This window comes from Streptomyces durocortorensis, assembly GCF_031760065.1.
Taxonomy (GTDB): domain Bacteria; phylum Actinomycetota; class Actinomycetes; order Streptomycetales; family Streptomycetaceae; genus Streptomyces.
In genome coordinates this window covers 4,122,169-4,139,755 of record NZ_CP134500.1, presented here as the reverse complement: position 1 = coordinate 4,139,755, position 17,587 = coordinate 4,122,169, and the positions used below count along the sequence as shown (strand labels likewise).

At 70.6% G+C, this 17,587-nt stretch carries 14 protein-coding genes and 1 pseudogene; 9 read left to right on the top strand and 6 right to left on the bottom strand.

Annotation, left to right across the window (positions count from 1 at the left end; genetic code table 11):
- Positions 1 to 40 precede the first annotated feature (40 nt).
- Positions 41 to 2,875, bottom strand: coding sequence for a glycosyl hydrolase (locus RI138_RS18355; RefSeq protein WP_311122928.1), 2,835 nt, complete (start codon positions 2,873 to 2,875; stop codon positions 41 to 43).
- Between the two features lie 235 nt (positions 2,876 to 3,110).
- On the opposite strand from RI138_RS18355, the gene RI138_RS18350 reads away from it, so the two are divergent.
- From RI138_RS18350 to RI138_RS18330, 5 genes are all read left to right on the top strand, one after another.
- A complete protein-coding gene (locus RI138_RS18350) occupies positions 3,111 to 4,415 on the top strand; it encodes an ABC transporter substrate-binding protein (RefSeq protein ID WP_311120806.1) in 1,305 nt (434 codons plus the stop codon).
- A gap of 155 nt (positions 4,416 to 4,570) precedes the next feature.
- On the top strand, positions 4,571 to 5,551 hold the full coding sequence (locus RI138_RS18345; protein WP_311120805.1) for a carbohydrate ABC transporter permease: 981 nt from the start codon (positions 4,571 to 4,573) through the stop codon (positions 5,549 to 5,551).
- A complete protein-coding gene (locus RI138_RS18340) occupies positions 5,548 to 6,474 on the top strand; it encodes a carbohydrate ABC transporter permease (RefSeq protein WP_311120804.1) in 927 nt (308 codons plus the stop codon). The genes RI138_RS18345 and RI138_RS18340 overlap by 4 nt, the downstream gene beginning before the upstream one ends.
- Positions 6,475 to 6,613: 139 nt before the next feature.
- Positions 6,614 to 8,029: a GH1 family beta-glucosidase gene (locus RI138_RS18335; protein WP_311120803.1), complete on the top strand. Its 1,416-nt coding sequence runs from the start codon at positions 6,614 to 6,616 to the stop codon at positions 8,027 to 8,029.
- 34 nt (positions 8,030 to 8,063) lie between these two features.
- The gene (locus RI138_RS18330) at positions 8,064 to 8,519 is read left to right on the top strand and encodes a hypothetical protein (protein ID WP_311120802.1); all 456 of its coding nucleotides are present in this window, start codon (positions 8,064 to 8,066) and stop codon (positions 8,517 to 8,519) included.
- 213 nt (positions 8,520 to 8,732) lie between these two features.
- Here the strand turns inward: RI138_RS18330 and RI138_RS18325 are convergent, their stop codons facing one another.
- From RI138_RS18325 to RI138_RS18315, 3 genes are all read right to left on the bottom strand, one after another.
- Entirely contained in the window at positions 8,733 to 9,983 is a 1,251-nt protein-coding gene (locus RI138_RS18325) for a mannosyltransferase family protein (protein ID WP_311120801.1), read from the bottom strand.
- 127 nt (positions 9,984 to 10,110) lie between these two features.
- On the bottom strand, positions 10,111 to 10,596 hold the full coding sequence (locus tag RI138_RS18320) for a hypothetical protein (RefSeq protein WP_311120800.1): 486 nt from the start codon (positions 10,594 to 10,596) through the stop codon (positions 10,111 to 10,113).
- Positions 10,589 to 11,089 carry a SigE family RNA polymerase sigma factor gene (locus RI138_RS18315; protein ID WP_311120799.1) on the bottom strand — a complete coding sequence of 167 codons (501 nt, stop codon included), beginning with the start codon at positions 11,087 to 11,089 and terminating at the stop codon, positions 10,589 to 10,591. Before RI138_RS18315 ends, RI138_RS18320 begins: the two co-directional genes overlap by 8 nt.
- A gap of 286 nt (positions 11,090 to 11,375) precedes the next feature.
- Between RI138_RS18315 and RI138_RS18310 the strand changes: the two genes are divergently transcribed.
- Positions 11,376 to 12,518: a hypothetical protein gene (locus RI138_RS18310; RefSeq protein ID WP_311120798.1), complete on the top strand. Its 1,143-nt coding sequence runs from the start codon at positions 11,376 to 11,378 to the stop codon at positions 12,516 to 12,518.
- A gap of 40 nt (positions 12,519 to 12,558) precedes the next feature.
- Entirely contained in the window at positions 12,559 to 13,410 is an 852-nt protein-coding gene (locus RI138_RS18305; RefSeq protein WP_311120797.1) for a hypothetical protein, read from the top strand.
- Positions 13,411 to 13,459: 49 nt separating this feature from the next.
- Here the strand turns inward: RI138_RS18305 and RI138_RS18300 are convergent, their stop codons facing one another.
- Positions 13,460 to 14,005: a GNAT family N-acetyltransferase gene (locus tag RI138_RS18300; protein ID WP_257002294.1), complete on the bottom strand. Its 546-nt coding sequence runs from the start codon at positions 14,003 to 14,005 to the stop codon at positions 13,460 to 13,462.
- Positions 14,006 to 14,348: 343 nt separating this feature from the next.
- Between RI138_RS18300 and RI138_RS18295 the strand changes: the two are divergent.
- Together RI138_RS18295 and RI138_RS18290 are read left to right on the top strand one after the other, a co-directional pair.
- Positions 14,349 to 15,168: pseudogene (locus RI138_RS18295) on the top strand (hypothetical protein).
- A 56-nt stretch (positions 15,169 to 15,224) separates the two neighbouring features.
- Positions 15,225 to 15,812, top strand: coding sequence for a Uma2 family endonuclease (locus RI138_RS18290; protein WP_311120796.1), 588 nt, complete (start codon positions 15,225 to 15,227; stop codon positions 15,810 to 15,812).
- Between the two features lie 3 nt (positions 15,813 to 15,815).
- Here RI138_RS18290 and RI138_RS18285 read toward each other — a convergent pair whose 3' ends face one another.
- A complete protein-coding gene (locus RI138_RS18285; protein WP_398864309.1) occupies positions 15,816 to 17,549 on the bottom strand; it encodes an ABC transporter transmembrane domain-containing protein in 1,734 nt (577 codons plus the stop codon).
- Positions 17,550 to 17,587 lie beyond the last annotated feature (38 nt).

Here is a 17,587-nt window from a genome sequence, read left to right as displayed (position 1 = left end):
TTCCGTACGGGCCAAGGGCCCTACGGGTTGCCCGTACCGCTTACTCGTACGGAATCCTCAGCACCGCCGCTTCCGTCCCCGTCTGAACCTGCGACGTGTCGTTGCCGAGCGCGTTCCAGATCTCCAGGCGGACCGTGCCGCCCCTGAGGTCGCCCAGGCTGCCCGTGACGGCCTGGGTGCCGACCGCCTGGGTGTACTCCTCCCAGCCCGCGACCGGGTCGGTCGCGAAGTAGCGGAAGGTCTCCACCCGGTCGAACGTGCCGTCGCCGGTCAGGTCGTAGCTGACCCGGACCTGCGGGGCGAGCCCGACCGTCGTGCCCGCGTCGACCCGGAGGCGGAAGGACGTGGCGGCCCCGCCGGCGAGTTCGCCGTCGACGTTCTTGATCTCGTAGGCCGTGGGGCGGTACGGCGTGCCGTCCCGGTTGACGCCGCCGGCCGAGGCCAGGGTGTCCGCGCCCGCCGGGTCGGTGGTGGCGGTGGTGAGGATGCCGCCGGTCTTGAGCCGGAAGGTGTTGCCGGTGGACGGGCCGGGCTCCCCCGGGTCCGGGTCTCCGCCGCCGGGGCCCGTGCTCGTGGCCGTGGAGCGGGCCGGTACGGACAGGGTCTTGCCGTCGGAGAAGGTCACCGTACGTGCGGAGGAGCTGTGGTTGTGCGCGGTGTAGGTGCGGGTGCCGTCCTTCGAGAAGACGGCGGAGGTGGGCAGGTCGCCGCTGACGGTCATGTCCGGGGCGCCGACCGTGTTCAGGGTGTTGATCCAGTGGTAGGTGTGCGCCTTGGACTCACCCGCCTCCGGTGCGTAGTTCCCGTTCGCGGCGTCCCACTTGGCCTTCGCCGCGGCCGGGTCGGACAGTGCCTCGAACTCCCAGAGCAGGTCACGCCACTCCTGGGCCGGGCCGCCGTTGTTCCGTTCCATCTCGGCGATGTTCCGCTTGATCGCCGCCTTCTCGCGGGCCAGGTGCAGTGAACCACCGGTGACCGGAAGGACGTTGATGCCGTGGATCTCCTCCGGGTTCGCGGTCCACCAGGTGGCGTAAGCGCCGCCGCTGCCCCAGACCATGCCGACGGTGTCGTGGCCGAAGGAGGCGGGGAAGACCTCCTGCGAGGCGTCGAACCAGTACTGGGTGATCGCCTCCGACTCCGTCGTCAGCAGGTAGCTGCCGAGGTCGCGCAGGGCGGTGTCGCCGGTCGCCGCGCCCCAGAGGACGAGTCCCGCGCTGAGGTTGATGGACTCCGACGAGGACTCCTGGTTGTTGCCCGCCGCGAAGCCCTGGTGGCCGGAGGCCCAGCTGTGGCCCGCGTACACGTCGAAGCCGCGCAGGAAGGGGTAGGCGGCGTCGGTGCGGCTGGGGTTGGCGGTGTCGCGGATCAGGTGCTTGATCATCGTGCCCCAGGCCGAGTCGGCGACCCAGGCCTGGTCGTACTGGGCGATGATCGCCGCCGCGTAGACGTAGTAGCTGTAGTGGAAGTGGTGGTCGTTGAGCTCGGTGTCGCTGCCGTACGAGGCCGGGTAGCCGGTGAGGGTCTTCCAGTCCTTGTCGTAGCTGAACTCGCTGGCCCCGCCCGCCGTGAACCACTCCTGGAGTCGGCCCTTCATCAGGCCGAGGAGCTTGTCGCGGGTGGCGGTCTCGCCGATCTGGTCGGCGACGGGCACCAGCTGGGCGAGACGGCCGAGCGCCTTGCCGGTCCAGTAGGTGTCCGTGGCCCCCGAGAACGGGTCGGACGCGTTCGCGACCTCGTTGAGGTACCCGGTCAGCCGCGCCGTGTCGACACCGCTGGTCGCGGGCAGCGCGGGCACCACGCCGCTGCTGCGCTGGCTGGTGGTGAAGGAGGCGGACTCGCGCACCTTCATCGTGCCGCGCGGCGACACGTACGTGTACGGGGTCAGCGCGTCGGTGGTGTGCAGCCACTGGTGGCGGTAGAGGGCCTGGAGCGTGCCGCGCTCGGTGCCCTCCTCGGCCTCGGTGGTGAGCGTGTAGGTCGCCCGCACGTCGCCGCCGGTGGACTGCCACGCCACCCGGGAGCCGGTGACGAAACTGAACGCGTACTTCCGGTAGGTGGCGAGCGCGTCGGTGGAGGGCAGGACCGCGAGCGAGAAGTAGTCCTTCCCGCCGAGACCCGCGGTGATCGTGGAGCCGGAGATGTTCCAGTCGCTGCCGGTCGGGGCGAAGAGGGCGTAGTGGTGACCGGCGACCGTGATGCCGAGGACGTTGCCCTGGTCGGAGAAGACCGTGGGCGCGGAGGCGGTCGTGACGCGGGCGTCGCCGCCGGAGCCCTTGGCGTATACGAAGGGCATGCCGTGCCCGATGGTGGCCCGGAAGGTGCGGGAGCCGTCCGCCCAGTAGGGCGTCACCGTCCAGTCGGACCAGTCGTCGGCCTTGGTGTCGGGCGAGTTCAGGCCGCTCAGGCCGACGGTGAGGTCGGCTTTGTGGGCGTACTCGTACTGCCTGCCGTCGCCGACGATCGCGGGGGTGGTCGGGTAGCCGACCTCCAGTCCGCCGGAGGTCGCCTGGTAGGTGAGCGGGTGGCCGTACATGGGGGTGGAGTACGGGTTGTCGCCGTAGCGCTGGAAGGCGAGCGAGGACCACCAGTCGTTGGTCGGGACCGGCTTGTCCTTCGCGGCCGCGGTGACCTTGGGGGTGACGGGCGCCCCGGTGTTGGTCGTCGGGCCCGAGGTGCCGGCGGGGCGGGAGTCGGTGTAGCTGCCGGAACCGGCGGGGATGGTGGCGGCCGCCGCGGGGGAGGCGGCGGGGCCCAGGCCCACGGCGGCCACGGCGACGGCGAGGAGTGCCGCCGCAGCGGGTCTGGTGGTGATTCTGGGAGCGCCTCTGGAGGCGAGTCCGGAGAGGGAGGTTCGCACGAGCAGCACCTCGATCATGGGGGGGCGAAGAGCGCCTTCGAGAGCGCTCTCAAGTGCCAAGGAACGTAAAACTCCTGAAACGTGAGTGTCAAGAGAACGCACACGCTTGGCAGTTGGGCGTCGATTGGGCGGGACGCCAAGCCGTTATGTGTTCGAGTCTTGACGGAGCGAGGGCGGTGGGGGACGCTCCAGATCAGGTTTTGAGAGCGCTCTCAAGGCGCTCGGTTCATCCCGAAGCCAAGGGAGGCTTCCCATGCCCATCGCCCGAGCCGCCAAGAGAGCCACTGCCCGCCTCGGCGCGGTCGTCCTCGCCGGGGCGCTCCTCGCCGCCTGCGGGTCCAGCGACTCGCCGGACTCCGCCGACGGCGCGGGCGGAAAGGTCACGCTCACCGTCGACCTCTTCGGATCGTTCGGCTTCAAGGAGGCCGGGCTGTACGAGGAGTACGAGAAGCTCAACCCGGGCGTGAAGATCAAGCAGAGCGACACCCAGGACGAGGCGGACTACTGGAAGTCGCTCCAGACCCGCCTCGCGGGCGGCGGCGGTCTCGCGGACGTGCAGGGCGTCGAGGTGGGCCGGATCGCCTCCGTCACCCAGCAGCAGTCCGACAAGTTCCAGGACCTGAAGGAGTTCGGGGCCGACCGGCTCAAGGGCGAGTTCGCCGAGGCCAAGTGGTCGGCGGCGACCACGAAGGACGGCAAGATCCTCGGCCTCGGCACGGACGTCGGCCCCGAGGCGATGTGCTACCGCACCGACCTCTTCGAGCAGGCCGGGCTGCCCACGGACCGCGAGGAGCTCGCGAAGAGGTGGGCCACCTGGGACGGCTACCTGGAGCTGGGCAAGGAGTACAAGAAGAAGGCCCCCGCCAAGAGCGCCTGGCTGGACAGTGTCGGCTCGCTCTACGGAATCATGATCGGCCAGGAGGAGGAGCGGTACTACGACGCTTCCGGCGAGCTGATCTACGACAGGAACCCGGCGGTCAAGGAGGCCTGGGACACCTCGGTGGAGGCGGCCGAGGCGGGCCTGAGCGCCAAGCTCGACCAGTGGTCCCCGCAGTGGAACCAGGCGTTCTCGGCCGGTTCGTTCGCCACGATCCCCTGCCCTGCCTGGATGCTCGGCTACGTCAAGGGCCAGGCCGGTGACGGCGGCAAGGGCAAGTGGGACATCGCCAAGCTGCCCGGCGGCGCGGGCAACTGGGGCGGCTCGTACCTGTCGATCCCGCGTGCGGCCAAGCACAAGAAGGAGGCGTACGCGCTCATCAAGTGGCTGACCGCCCCCGAGCAGCAGGCGAAGGTCTTCCAGAAGCAGGGCAACTTCCCGTCCTCGACGGGCGCCATCGAGACGATCGCGGACGCGAAGGACGAGTACTTCTCGGGCGCTCCGATCGGCCGGATCTTCGGTGACGCGGCGAAGGAGTCCCCGGTACAGGTGCTGGGTGTGCACGACCAGAACGTGATGCAGCAGATCACGAACGCGCTGAGCGAGGTCGAGCGCAAGGGAGTCTCGTCGGACAAGGCGTGGCAGACGGCGAGGAAGGGTGTGGACAACGTGATCGGCTGACGCCGAGACGCGCTGCCCCTCCTCTTCCCTCCTCCCTGGGGCCGGTCCACCCGGTGCGCACCACGGTGGCCCGGCCCCACCCCCGTAACTCGTCGCCCCTCCCCCTCCCCCTCACCCTTCCTCTTCCTCCCCTCCCGACCCCGAAGGGCCGCACCGTGTCCCTCACCGCCACCGCGAAGGCCGGGCCCCCCAGCCCCGCCGGAACCGGGCCCGGTCCCGACGACGGACGGGCCGCCACGCTCCGGCGTACCTGGCGCAAGGCATCCCCGTACGCCTACATCGCCCCCTTCTTCACCCTGTTCCTCGCTTTCGGGCTCTTCCCCCTCCTCTACACCGCGTTCGTCTCCCTCTACCGGGTCGAGCTCCAGACGAGCGGCGAGATGGAGTGGCGGGGGATCGCCAACTACACGGCGCTGTTCACCGACGAGTACTTCTGGATCTCGCTGCGCAACACATTCACCATCGGCGTGCTGTCGACGGTCCCGCAGCTGGCGATGGCGCTGGGTCTGGCCCACCTGCTCAACTACAAACTCCGCGGCCGGACGTTCATCAGGACCGCGATCCTGCTCCCGTACGCGACGTCCGTCGCCGCCGCCACACTCGTCTTCGCGCAGCTCTTCGGCAGGGACTTCGGGCTGATCAACTACGCGATCGGGCTGGTCGGCCTCGACCCGGTGGACTGGCAGACGGGCACGGTCGCCTCGCAGATCGCGGTGTCCAGCATCGTGGTCTGGCGGTGGACGGGGTACAACGCGCTGATCTACCTGGCGGGCATGCAGTCGATCCCGCACGAGCTGTACGAGGCGGCGGAGATGGACGGGGCCTCGCGCTGGCGCCAGTTCATCCACGTAACGCTTCCCGGCCTCCGCCCCACGATCATCTTCACCGTGATCATCTCCACGATCGGGGCCACTCAGCTCTTCGGTGAGCCGCTGCTGTTCGAGGGGTCGATCTCGGGCGGGATCTCCCACCAGTACCAGACGCTCGGCCTGTACATGTACGAACAGGGCTGGGGCTTCTTCCACCTGGGCCGGGCCGCGGCCATCGCCTGGGTGATGTTCGTCCTGATCGTGGTGCTCGTCGGGGCCAACGCCCTGATCGCGCGCCGCCGCGCACGCAAGGAGGCCGGCCGATGACCGCGCTCGCCGCACCGCCGACCGCCCCGGAAGCGGGCCGCCCGCCGCAGGACCCGCCGCCCGGTGGGCGGGGACGCAGGCGGGGACGTAAGGGAGGCGCGGGCCGCACGATGAAGGGCGGCTGGCTCTCCTACCTCATCCTCGGCTTCGCCCTCCTGATCTCGGCGTTCCCCTTCTACTGGACGATCGTCACGGCCAGCCGCTCCAACGCCGACATGGCGAAGGTGCCGCCGAGCCTGCTGCCCGGCCCGAACCTGATCAGGAACTTCGAGCAGGTCCTCGAAGAGGCGGACATCGGCAAGGCGCTGCTGAACTCGCTGATCGTGTCGAGTTCGATCACCATCGGCACGGTGCTGTGCTGCACACTGGCCGGATTCGCCTTCGCCAAGCTGAAGTTCAAGGGCCGGGGCGCGCTGCTGACGCTGACGATCGGGACGATGATGATCCCGCCGCAGCTGGGCGTGATCCCCCTCTTCATGCTGATCGCGAAGCTGGAGTGGGTGAACCAGCTCCAGGCGGTGATCCTGCCGGGCCTGGTCTCGGCGTTCGGGGTCTTCTTCATGCGCCAGTACCTGGTGCAGTCGCTGCCGGACGAGCTGATCGAGGCAGCGCGGGTGGACGGAGCCTCGACGGCCCGGATCTTCTGGTCGATCGTGATCCCGATCGCGCGGCCGGGGATGGCGGTGCTCGGGATGCTCACGTTCATGACGGCGTGGAACGACTTCTTCTGGCCGATCATCGCGCTGTCCTCACAGGAGCCGACGGTGCAGGTCGCGCTGCGGCAGCTCGGCGGCGGTTACGTCAACGACCAGTCGGTGATCATGGCAGGCACGCTGCTGGGCACGCTGCCGGTGCTGCTGGTGTTCGGCCTGCTGGGCCGACAGATCGTGGGCGGGATCATGCAGGGCGCGGTGAAGGGCTGACGGGGGCGGCGCCCGCCCAAGTCCGCAGGCAGGACGCGCCGCCCCGTCCCCGCCCCCACCTCCCCTTCCCCTCCCTCCCCTCTGTCCCCATCTCCACTTCCTCACCTCCCTCCCCCCTCACCTCTGGAGTGTCAGTCTCATGACCGCTGTCGATGCCCGCCCGGCGACCGCCACGCATGACGCCGCGGGACTCCGCTTCCCCACCGCATTCCGCTGGGGGACGGCCACCGCCGCCTACCAGATCGAGGGCGGTGCCACGGAGGGCGGCCGTACGCCGTCCATCTGGGACACGTTCAGCCGGACGCCCGGCAAGGTGCGCAACGGCGACACCGGCGACACGGCCGCCGACCATCTGCACCGGATGCCGGACGACGTACGGCTGATGAAGGAACTCGGCGTCACGGACTACCGGTTCTCCGTCTCCTGGCCCCGCGTCCAGCCGACCGGCCGGGGCCCGGCGGTGGAACGCGGCCTGGACTTCTACCGCCGCCTGGTGGACGAGCTGCTGGCGGCCGGGATCAGACCGGTGGCCACGCTCTACCACTGGGACCTGCCGCAGGAGCTGGAGGACGCGGGCGGCTGGCCGGAGCGGGACACGGCGCACCGGTTCGCGGAGTACGCGGGTCTGGTGGCGGGGGCGCTGGGCGACCGGGTGACGACCTGGACGACGCTCAACGAGCCCTGGTGCGCGGCGTTTCTCGGGTACGGGAACGGGGTCCACGCCCCCGGCCGGACCAGCGACCTCGCGGCCCTGCGCGCCGCCCATCACCTGAACCTGGCGCACGGCGCGGGCGCGAGGGTCCTGCGCGACCGCCTCCCGGCGACGGCCGAGATCTCGTTGACCCTGAACCTCCACGCCCTGCGTCCGCTGACGGACACGGAGGCGGACCGGGACGCGGTGCGCCGGATCGACGCGGTGGCGAACCGGATCTTCCTGGAGCCGGTGTTCCACGGGCGGCTGCCGCAGGACCTGGTGGAGGACACGGCGGCGGTGACGGACTGGTCGTTCGTACGGGACGGGGACCTGGAGGTCACGTCGACCCCGGTCGACTCGCTGGGCATCAACTACTACTCCCCGAGCGTGGTTTCGGCGGGGCGGTCGGAGTCTCCCTCTCCCTGGGCGGGCGCGGAGGAACATGTGGCGTTCACCCCGGCCCCCGGCCCCCGCACCGCGATGGACTGGCCGGTGGACGCGAACGGCCTGCACGAGCTCCTGACCCGCCTCCGCGACGAACTCCCGGACCTGCCGCTCCTGGTGACGGAGAACGGCGCCGCGTACGACGACTACGCCGACCCGGAAGGCCGGGTCCACGACCCGGAGCGGGTGGCGTATCTGGAGGCGCATCTGACGGCGGTGCACCGGGCGATCGCGGACGGGGTGGACGTACGCGGGTACTTCCTCTGGTCGCTGCTGGACAACTTCGAGTGGGCGTATGGCTACAGCAAGCGCTTCGGCATCGTCCACGTCGACTTCGCCTCCCAGCGCCGCACGGCGAAGGACAGCGCGCGATGGTACGCGGAGGTGATCGCGCGGGGCGGGCTGGAACGGGGGTAACTGCCGGGCGGGGGCTGGTGGAAGGCTGAGTGGCATGAGATTCCCCGCCGAAGCCCGCCGCGACGTCCATGTCCGCTACACCCGGCCGAGCTGCATGGGCGGGTTCGCCTGGTTCACCGTCGACTTCGAGCCCCTGCCGGACGGGCGCCTCGGATTCGCGTTCGTCAATCCGCTCGGGCCCGAGGACATCGACGCGGAGTGCGCGCAGGCGGTGAGCGACGGGATTCTTCTGTGGCTGATCGGAGCGGCCCGGAACGAAGTCGTCTTCGACCGACCGCCCCTCCCTTCTACGGAGGAGCTCAACGCCGGAGTTCCCGTCCGCGCCGATGCCGGCCCCGGGCTGATCGCCCTCCGCGCGGTTCTTCGGCACTCGCGACTGCACGAAGTCGACTCCCTGCCCTGGGCCCATGTACGCGCGGGATGGCGGGCAGCCGACAAGGCGTTGCGCGATGGCGAGGCGGCCGACGACCCGATGGACCGGGCACCGTAGGGCCGCGCAGGACCACGCGGAGTCGCACAGGACCGCTACAAGGCGCGCCTGCCGTCGACGGTCAGTCGGTCGCGCGGCGACCGCGTGCGCCTGGCCGGGCCGGGCCCGGGCATAGGCGCCGACGGTCCGCGTTCAGCGGGCCGCTACACGATGCGGTCCGCTGCACGATGCGGTCCGCTGCGCGATGAGGGCTCGAAACGAACACCCGGTGGCTCACCCCGCCCACCGCCCCGTGAGGAACGTCAGCGCGACCAGTGTGGTCAGCGGGGCGGCCACGCACAGGTACGCCGTCCTGAACCAGGGGCGGCGCAGGCTCAGGGACGCCAGGCCGATCCACAACGGCCACCACAGCAGGGTCGCGCGGGGGATGGACGTGTACCAGTACGACGTTCCCAGCGCCCACAGGCTCAGCGCGACGTACACCGCCTCCGGCCAGCGGCGATACCGTACGAGCAACGCGACCAGGGCCAGACCCACCAGCATCGCCGCCAACTCCGCCTGGAACATCGCCGCGTAGCCGGTCGTGTGTACGCCGTCGAACGCCGCGTGCCACGTGTTCGCCCACGCCTCCCAAGGGGCGTGGAAGGTCCGGTACCAGCCGCGTTCCTGGGCGTGTTTCCACGCCATCCAGTCGCCCGTGTGCGCGTACAGGTACCAGCTGTACGCGGCCGGGGGCAGCGCCGGAAGCAGCGTCCAGCCCGCCGCCCGCCAGTCCCGGCGAGTCCGGGCGGACAGCACGAAGAGCAAGGCGACGGCGGCGGCGAGGAACAGGCCGCTGACGCGCACGGTCGTCGCCAGCGCCACCAGAACGGCCGCGAGAGCCCACCGGTGCCGCAGCGCGGCGAGCCAGGCGGGCAGGGCGAAGGCGAGGAACAGCGCCTCCGTGTACCCGGCGGCCAGGAACACCGCGCAGGGAGAGAGCAGGAAGAGGACGACCGTACGGTGGTCGGCCCCGCCCTCCGGCAGGTACGCCCGCGCGATACGGGCCAGGGCCAGCACGGCCACCGCCCCCGCGACGAACGAGATCAGCAGCCCGGCCGCCGTCCAGTCGGGGACCACGGTGTGCACGGCACGCAGGAGCAGCGGGTACCCGGGGAAGAACGCCTCCCGGTTGTCCCAGCCGCTCACCCAGGGGCCCGCGCCGGAGGGGAAGTAGCCGTCGCGCGCTATGTGGAGGTAGTGGTTCGCGTCCCACTGCTGGAAGGGGGCGAGGACCGGGGCCGCCTCCCGGTCGCCCGGGCGGGCGGGGAACAGCCAGCGGGCGAAGTGGGCCGTGATCCCCAGGGATATTCGGGTCAGGAGGTAGAACCACAGCACCCTGCGGTCGGACGGGCTCAGGCGGGCGGACAGCCTGCGGAATCGGTCGGTCCAGGGGGGTCGGCTCGGCACAACGGACGCACGGGGAGGGCGAGGGGAAGAGGGAGGGGAAGGGGAAGGTCGCAGGCCCGGCGAGAGGATGGACATCGAGCACCTTTCGGACGCACCTCGGCGTGCAGGATCGCCCGGTGAGTCCGCCGGGGCACAGGAAGGAAGAAGGTCAGCGCTTACGGGAAGAGGTCACGGGGCGCCGGGGCCCCGAAGGTCACAGGGGTCACGGAGGAAGCGTCGCTGCCTCCCCCGTCGCCGCCTCCCCCGTCGACGTCGGCGTGGACGTCGACGAAGCCGACGCAGGTGGCCGCGTCGTCGGCACGCCCCCCTGCGTCGCGGGCCCACCCTCCGAACCCGTCGTCGCCCCCGGCACCGTATTGCTGGGCACCGGTGGTGGCGGCTCGGTCGGTTGACGGTCGGACGGTACGGGTGACGGGTAGCTGGGCGACGGGCTCGTGGCGGGGGCGACCGGGGCGGGCCGCGTCGGCAGCAGGCCCGCGGCGGCCGCGCCGCCCCCGCCGACGACCAGGCACACCCCGACCGCCAGCGCGGCCATCCGGCGTCGCTGCGCCCGCATGCCGCGCTCGGTGATACCGGACGCCGGGGCCGCGTCGGAGCGAGCCCGCCCGAAGTCCCCCGCCTGCCGGAACAGCGATCGCAACGGGTCTTCGGACCCCTCGGCCCCCACGGGGTCCCGTGGTTCAGACATCAGGAGCCTCCTCCAGGCGGGGGTCCTGCAAACGGACGGCGAGCGCCGCCCGTCCGCGAACCAGATGCGTCTTGATCGTGCTGCCGGAAAGCCCGGTCTCCCTGGCGATCTGCTCGACCGTGAGGTCGCACAGGTAGTGCAGGGTCAGCGTGCGCCGCTGCTGCGCGGGCAGCTCACGGAGGGCGTCGACCAGCACCACATGCTCCGGGTCCGGCGGCGCCACGTGCTCCGGCACACCGCTCCCCCGGCCCCAGGCGTCCGCCGACCGCCGCCGGAAACGCCAACGGCTCACCGCCAGACGCCACGCGACCGTACGGATCCACGCCTCGGGCTGCCCGTCACGCTCCAGCCGCCCGCGCCGGACCCACGCCTTGACGAACGCTTCCTGCACGACGTCCTGCGCCTCCTGGAGGTCGCCGGTCATCACGTACAGCTGGCCCGTGAGACGCGCGACCGCCTGGGCGTAGAACTCTTCGAACTCCTCGACGGTCAAATGTCGCTCCCGGGTCTTTCGCTTCACCGGGTATACGCCCGTCGCAGGTCATCCGGTCGACACCGCCCACGAAGATTCGAGAGTGATCGGCGTCACGGAACCCGCATGCACGCCCACGAGCCGGGATCGAGAGGGATCAGTTGCCCGTACACCCCACTTTCCTGAGGCACAGAAGCCGGGAGTGCGAGAAAACTTGCCTTGATGACTAACTTTCCTCGAACAGAAAACTTAGCCATCAAGGCAAGTTTTCCTGGGGCAGCACATGCGGCCATGCGACTATAAGTGCATGACGGTCGACGAGCTGACCCAAGATGCCCTCTTTGAACAGGGTGTGGCCCGGCTGGCCGAGCTTCTCGGCCCCTCATGGCGGATCGACCGCCGCCCGGACGGCAAAGAGACGCACCGCAGTGGCAGCGACATCATCATGACCGTGCAAGGTGAGGGCGAGAGTTCCTACGGGCAGCTTCTGGTCGATGTGAAGCTCACCGGCGTGTCACCTCGCATGGTGGAAGAGGTCCTCCTGACCAAGCTGGATCTGCTGCAACAGCTCAACCACTACACGACCTTGCTGGTCATGGCTCCCTGGCTCTCGCGCCAGACCCAGAAGCTTCTGCGCAGACACGACATCAGCTACCTGGACCTGATGGGCAACGTGTCCCTACGCATCCCCCGGCCTGCCGTCGTCATCTACACCGAAGGGGCCACCCGGGCCCCACAGGCGCTGGCCAAGGAGCCGGGCAGGACCACACTGGCCGGACCGAAAGCGGGCAGGCTGGTACGACTCCTCACGGACGTGTACCCCCCGTACCGCGCGGGCGAGCTCGCCCAAGCCTCGGGGCTGAGTCTCGGCTACGTCTCGCGGCTCCTGGACGCGCTGGAGGATCAGCTCCTCATCCGCCGGGACGGGCGAGTCATCACGTTCGTCGACTGGCCGAACCTGCTGCGGAGCCGCGCCGAGCGAGAGACGCTTCTCCGTAAGGGCTCGTACGTCGGCCTGCTGGCGCCGAACGGCATCCCCTCCGTGGTCGAACGCATCCGGCGCCTCCCGCCTTCGGGGCTCGACAAGATCGCGGTCACCGGCACCCATGCCGCTCACACCGTGGCCCCGCTCTCCGCGGGCGGGCAGCTCATGGTGTACGTCTCCCCCCTCCTGGACGAAGACGACCTCGGCGACGAACTCGGCCTCCTCCCGGTCGACGAGAACGCGGACGTCCTGCTGCTTCAGGCACGCGACCGGTCCGTCTTCGAACGCACCGAGACCGTGGAGGGCATTCCGCACGTGGCACTGAGCCAGGTCGCCCTGGACTGCCTGGCCGGGCCGGGCCGCATGCCTGCCGAAGGGGAGGCCGTCATCGAGTACATGAAGGGCCACCAGGACCTCTGGCGGATTTCCGGCATTCACGACCTGCTGACAACGCCTCAGCTCTAGGATTGCGCCACTGGCACTTTCACGGAGAGCATGAGGCACGGTGGCCAAGTTCCCTGACGACGTCGACCCCCGTCAGCTCACGGTCGTGGCCCGGCGTGTCCTCCTGGACGGACTCAGCGCACTGCGGGACCACCTTCCAGCACTGACCGTCGTCGGCGCCCAAGCCGTCCACCTCCGCTCTCCCGACGCGGCGATCAGCAACGCCCCCTTCACCTCGGACGGGGACCTCAGCATCGACCCGATGCTGTTGGGCGACCGCCCGCACCTGGACGCATCCCTCCGGGCAGCCGGGTTCGGCTTGAAGAACGACCATCAGCCCGGACTCTGGGAGCGCCCCGAAACCATCGGAGACAAGGTGGTCCCCGTCGAACTGGACCTGCTCGTCCCTCGGCAGCTCTCTCCGAAGAACGGAAAACGCAGCGCCAAGGTCCCTCCGCACGGCACCATGTCCGCACGGTGGATCGACGGCCTGGAGGTCGCCGCGGTGGACCGCTCTCCCCTGCTAGTCGCCAGCCTCGACACAGAGGACCCCCGCAGCATCGTCGTGAACGTCGCAGGCCCCACAGCGCTCCTGGTCGCCAAAGCCTTCAAGATCAGCGATCGTCTGAGCGAGGCGGACAAACGCCCCGACCGGCTGACCGACAAAGACGCCGGTGACGTGCTGCGCATCATGATGACCGCCTCACCCCGTCACATCGCCTCCCGGTTCGTCGAACTCCAGAAAGACGCCCGGATCGGCAACACGGCGACAGAGGGCCTCGAAAAGCTTCACGCCCTCTTCGGCGCCGCCGCCACCCCCGGCGTCGACATGGCTGTCCGCGCCTTGAGCGGAGACGTACCGGAGCAGCGCATTCGCACCCTCGCACCCGCCTATGTCAGCCGCTTGCGATAGCGCCCGTGCGGTCGCCGTCTGTTGAGAGCCGCCCCGGCACGGGCGCCCCTCACTCCCCCAACCTCTTCTCCAACAACGTCACCCCGTACGTCCGCCCCCCGTCGCCGTTCTTCCCCGCCTGCTCGCCGACCACCACGTACCCCGCGTCCTCGTAGTAGCGGCGGAGCCGGTCGTTGGACGTCAGGCAGTCGAGCCGGCACAGCTCCCGCCCGTACGCGGCGATCCGGCGCTCGGCCTCGGCCAACAGCGCGCGGCCCGCGCCGGGCGGGGCGGTCCGGCGGTCGGTCATCAGACGGTGGACGTAGCCCGCGACCGGCGGCTGCACGCCCCAGGCGGGCTCGTCGTCCCACCACAGCTCCCAGGCCCCGGCGCTCGGCCCGTCCGGCCCGAGGGTGGCGATCCACACCTCGCCCGCCCGCAGCCTCGCCCTGAAGTGATCGGCACCCAGATCGCCGGGCTTCCACTGCTCGATCCCGTGCGCGATCTGCCAGCGCGCGGCGGCATCCCGGAGGCGTACGAGCTCGGTCAGGTCACTCTCGGTCTCCTGCGCCCGGCGGAACGACAGGGTTGCGGGTATCAAGCTGGTGTTCGTCATACGGAGATGCTGCCGTACGCCGCGAGGCCACCGGTCGGCGGACCGGACCGCCCGAAGCTCAAGCCGTGAGATCCGAGCGCTCTTAACAAGGATTGGGTGGATGGGTCAGTTCTCCCACCCACCCACCCTGGCAGCGAAGTTGACCGTTTGTGACCGACTTGCGACGCACGGTCGCCAGGCTCTAGCGTGCGGAAGGACCAGACACAAGAAAAGACGACCCCCGCCGGTGCTGAGAACACCGAACAGGGGTCTGACCAACGAAGACCACATCACAGAAAAGACCTCCGTGGCTGACAACTACCTTAGTGCTGCCCCTACCACGCCGCACTCACCCCCGCACCCCATGGCCAACCCCGGCTACGGCAAGCGCTGCGCCCCCGGCGAACGACCGCGCACCGAAGGCGACTTCGCCCACCTCCTCCCCCGCGACGCCGCCGTCGCCGCGTACATCGACCGGCTGCCCGACGGCTCCGACATCTCCGTGAAGACGCTGGCCAAGCACCTCCCGTACGGGCAGTGCGCCCTGGGCACCACCCTCAACCGGCTCCAGGCCGCCGGGCATCTGCGGCGCGGCAGCGAGTGCGTGATCACCGACAGGCAGATGTTTCTGGGTCACCCGGACCTTCTTCTCCCGTACCGCCCGCGAGGACGCGTGGTGGAGCGCCTTCATCCGGGGCGACGTCCCGCCGGACGAACCCCGACGGCCCACCCGCTCCCGGGCGTTCATCCTGCTGGCCGCCCTGGGGCGTACGGCCCCGACGCTGACGCTGTCCGCCGCCGACTGCCTGCACCTGGAACCCCAGGTCGGCGAGTGGTTCGCCCGGGGCGCGACGGAGGCCGAGCTGCTGCACGCCCTCACCGACGGACTGCCCGTACCCGTGCATCACCCCGCCCGCCTCGTCGAACGCCGTCTGCGCGACAAGCTGCCGCCCGAGCGGATCCTGCCGGGCCCCCGGACCGTCCTGCGCACCCTGGAATGCGGCGAGTGCCAAGTCCCCGGACCGCCCGAAGCACTGCTCGGCGGCCTCTGCCGGCCCTGCCGGGGGCCGTCCCCCAAGCCGCCTGCCGGGCCGCCCGGGGCCGTGCAGCCGCCCGGCGTGCGGGAGCGGATGAACGCGGTCCGGGCGGGCCTGGTCCCCCGGTCCGAGAGGACATACCGATGACCGTGCAGCTCGACCGCAGATCCGACGGGGCACGATGGAGGGGAGGAGGCGACGCCATGACCCCCAGCCCCGCCGATCACGCACCGCACGCCCAGATGTCCGTCGAGGAGTTCGAGCAGCTCGCCCGGACGGCCCCCGAGACCGTGACGCTTGAGCTCATCAACGGAAAGCTAGAGGTCAAGCCCGTGCCCGACGGCGACCACGGAACCATCTTCATGTGGCTGCTGCGTCAGTGCATGCAGCATCGCCCCGACCTCGACCTGCATCCGGAGCAGGGACTGATGGTGGAGGCGTGCCGGCAGGGCCGCGCCCGCCCGGACGGTGTCCTCGCCCCTCGTCGGCACTTCGCCGGACAAGGGGAATGGGCACCTGCCGAGGGCGTCCTGATGACCGTGGAAGTGACCTCCCACGACCACGACACCGACCGTCGCGACCGGAACGAGAAGCCTCACGGATACGCCGCAGCGGGCATCCCGGTCTACCTCCTGATCGACCGCGAGTCCGGGACCCTCCTCGTCCACAGCGAACCCGACAAGGGCCGCTACCGGCAGCAGCACTCCTACGACTACGGTGACGCCGCCGTCCTCCCCCGCCCCGTCTCCATCACCCTGGACACCGAGGAACTCAAGGACTACGCCCGCTGACCCTCAGCGCACCTCCGCCGCCAGCTGCGTCGTCGCCAGCTCGCGGTAGAGGTCGTCCGAGGCGATCAGCTCCTCATGCGTGCCCGCCGTGCGGACCCGGCCCTCCTCCAGGACCACGATGCGGTCCGCGTGGCGGACGGTCGACAGGCGGTGGGCGATGACCAGCACCGTGCTCTGTGCGGCCAGTTCGAGGATGACATCGCGCAGCGCCTGCTCGTTGACCGCGTCCAGCTGCGAGGTGACCTCGTCCAGCAACAGCAGGCGCGGGCGGCGCAGCAGGGCGCGGGCGATGGCGATGCGCTGGCGTTCGCCGCCGGAGAGGGTGACGCCCCGGTGGCCCACGGCCGTGTCCAGGCCGTCGGGCAGCCGGGCGACCAGGGTGTCCAGCCGGGTACGGGTCACGGCCTCGGCCAGCGCCTCCTCCCGCGCGTCCGGGGCGGCGAAGAGCAGGTTCTCCCGCAGCGTCCCGGCCAGGACGGGCGCGTCCTGTTCCACGTACGCGAGGGAGGCTCGCAGCTCCGCCAGCGGCCAGTCGCGGATGTCCCGGCCGTCCACGGTGATCGTGCCGCCGTCGTGGTCGTAGAACCGCTCCAGCAGGCTGAACACCGTCGACTTGCCCGCCCCCGACGGTCCCACCAGCGCCACCAGACCGCCCGTCGGCACGTCGAACGTGACGCCCTTGTGGGCCGGGGCGCGCTCGTCCCCGTACCCGAAGGTCACGTCCTGGAAGGTGACGCCCAGCGGGGTGCCCTCCCCCGGTACGCCCCCGGAGCCCGTGGTCGGTTCGCCCGGCAGCGACTCCACCTCGTCGATCCTCCGTACGGCGGCGAGGCCGCTCTGCAAGCCCGTCCAGCCCTCGACCAGGCCCCCGATCGGGCCCATCAGGTAGAAGAGGTAGAGCAGGAACGCGATCAGCGACGAGATCTCCAGCGAGCCCGACGCGACCCGCGCGCCGCCGACGCCCAGCACCGCCAGGAACGCCAGCTGGATCGACATCGTCATCGTGACATCGGAGACCGAGGACCACTTCGCGACCGACACCCCCTGGTCGTACGCGTGCCGCGCCGCCTCCGCGACCGCCGCCGTCTCCCGCTCCTCCGCCCCGCTCGCCTTGACCGTACGGAACGCCTGGAGCACCCGGTCCAGGGCCGCGCCCATCGCGCCCACGGACTCCTGCGCGCGGAGCTGCGCCCGCTGGATGCGCGGCATCAGCAAGGCTGTTACGGCCCCGATGGCGACGATCACGACGAGGGTCACGCCGAGCAGCGCCAGGTCCATGTACGCCATCAGCGCGACCGTGCCCAGCAGCATCAGAACGCTGTTGAACGACTCGACGAGACCGCTGGACAGCACCGTGCTCAGCAGCGTCGTGTCGCTCGTGACCCGCGCCTGGAGGTCCCCGGGAGTCAGCCGGTCCACCGCCGGGACCTTCAACCGCATGATCCGGCCCACGAGTCGGCCGCGCGCCTGGAGCACGACGCCCTCCCCCGTACGGGCCATGAGATAGCTCCCGTACGCGGAAAGGTAGGCCCCGGCGAGGACGAGTGCGGTCAGCAGGACGAGCGGCCCGGCGGGCGAGCGGCCGTCGGCGAACGTGTCCACCGCGTGCTTCGCCATCAGCGGCATCGCGAGCCCCGCCCCGGACCCGGCGAGCGACAGCAGCCCCGCCCCCAGCAGGACGCCCCGGTGGGGGCGCGCCCGGGCGAGGAGGAGGCGGAGGGGGGAGCGGCCCGGCACGGCCCCGGGGGCCTTCTCGGTGCCGGGGGCCTTCTCGG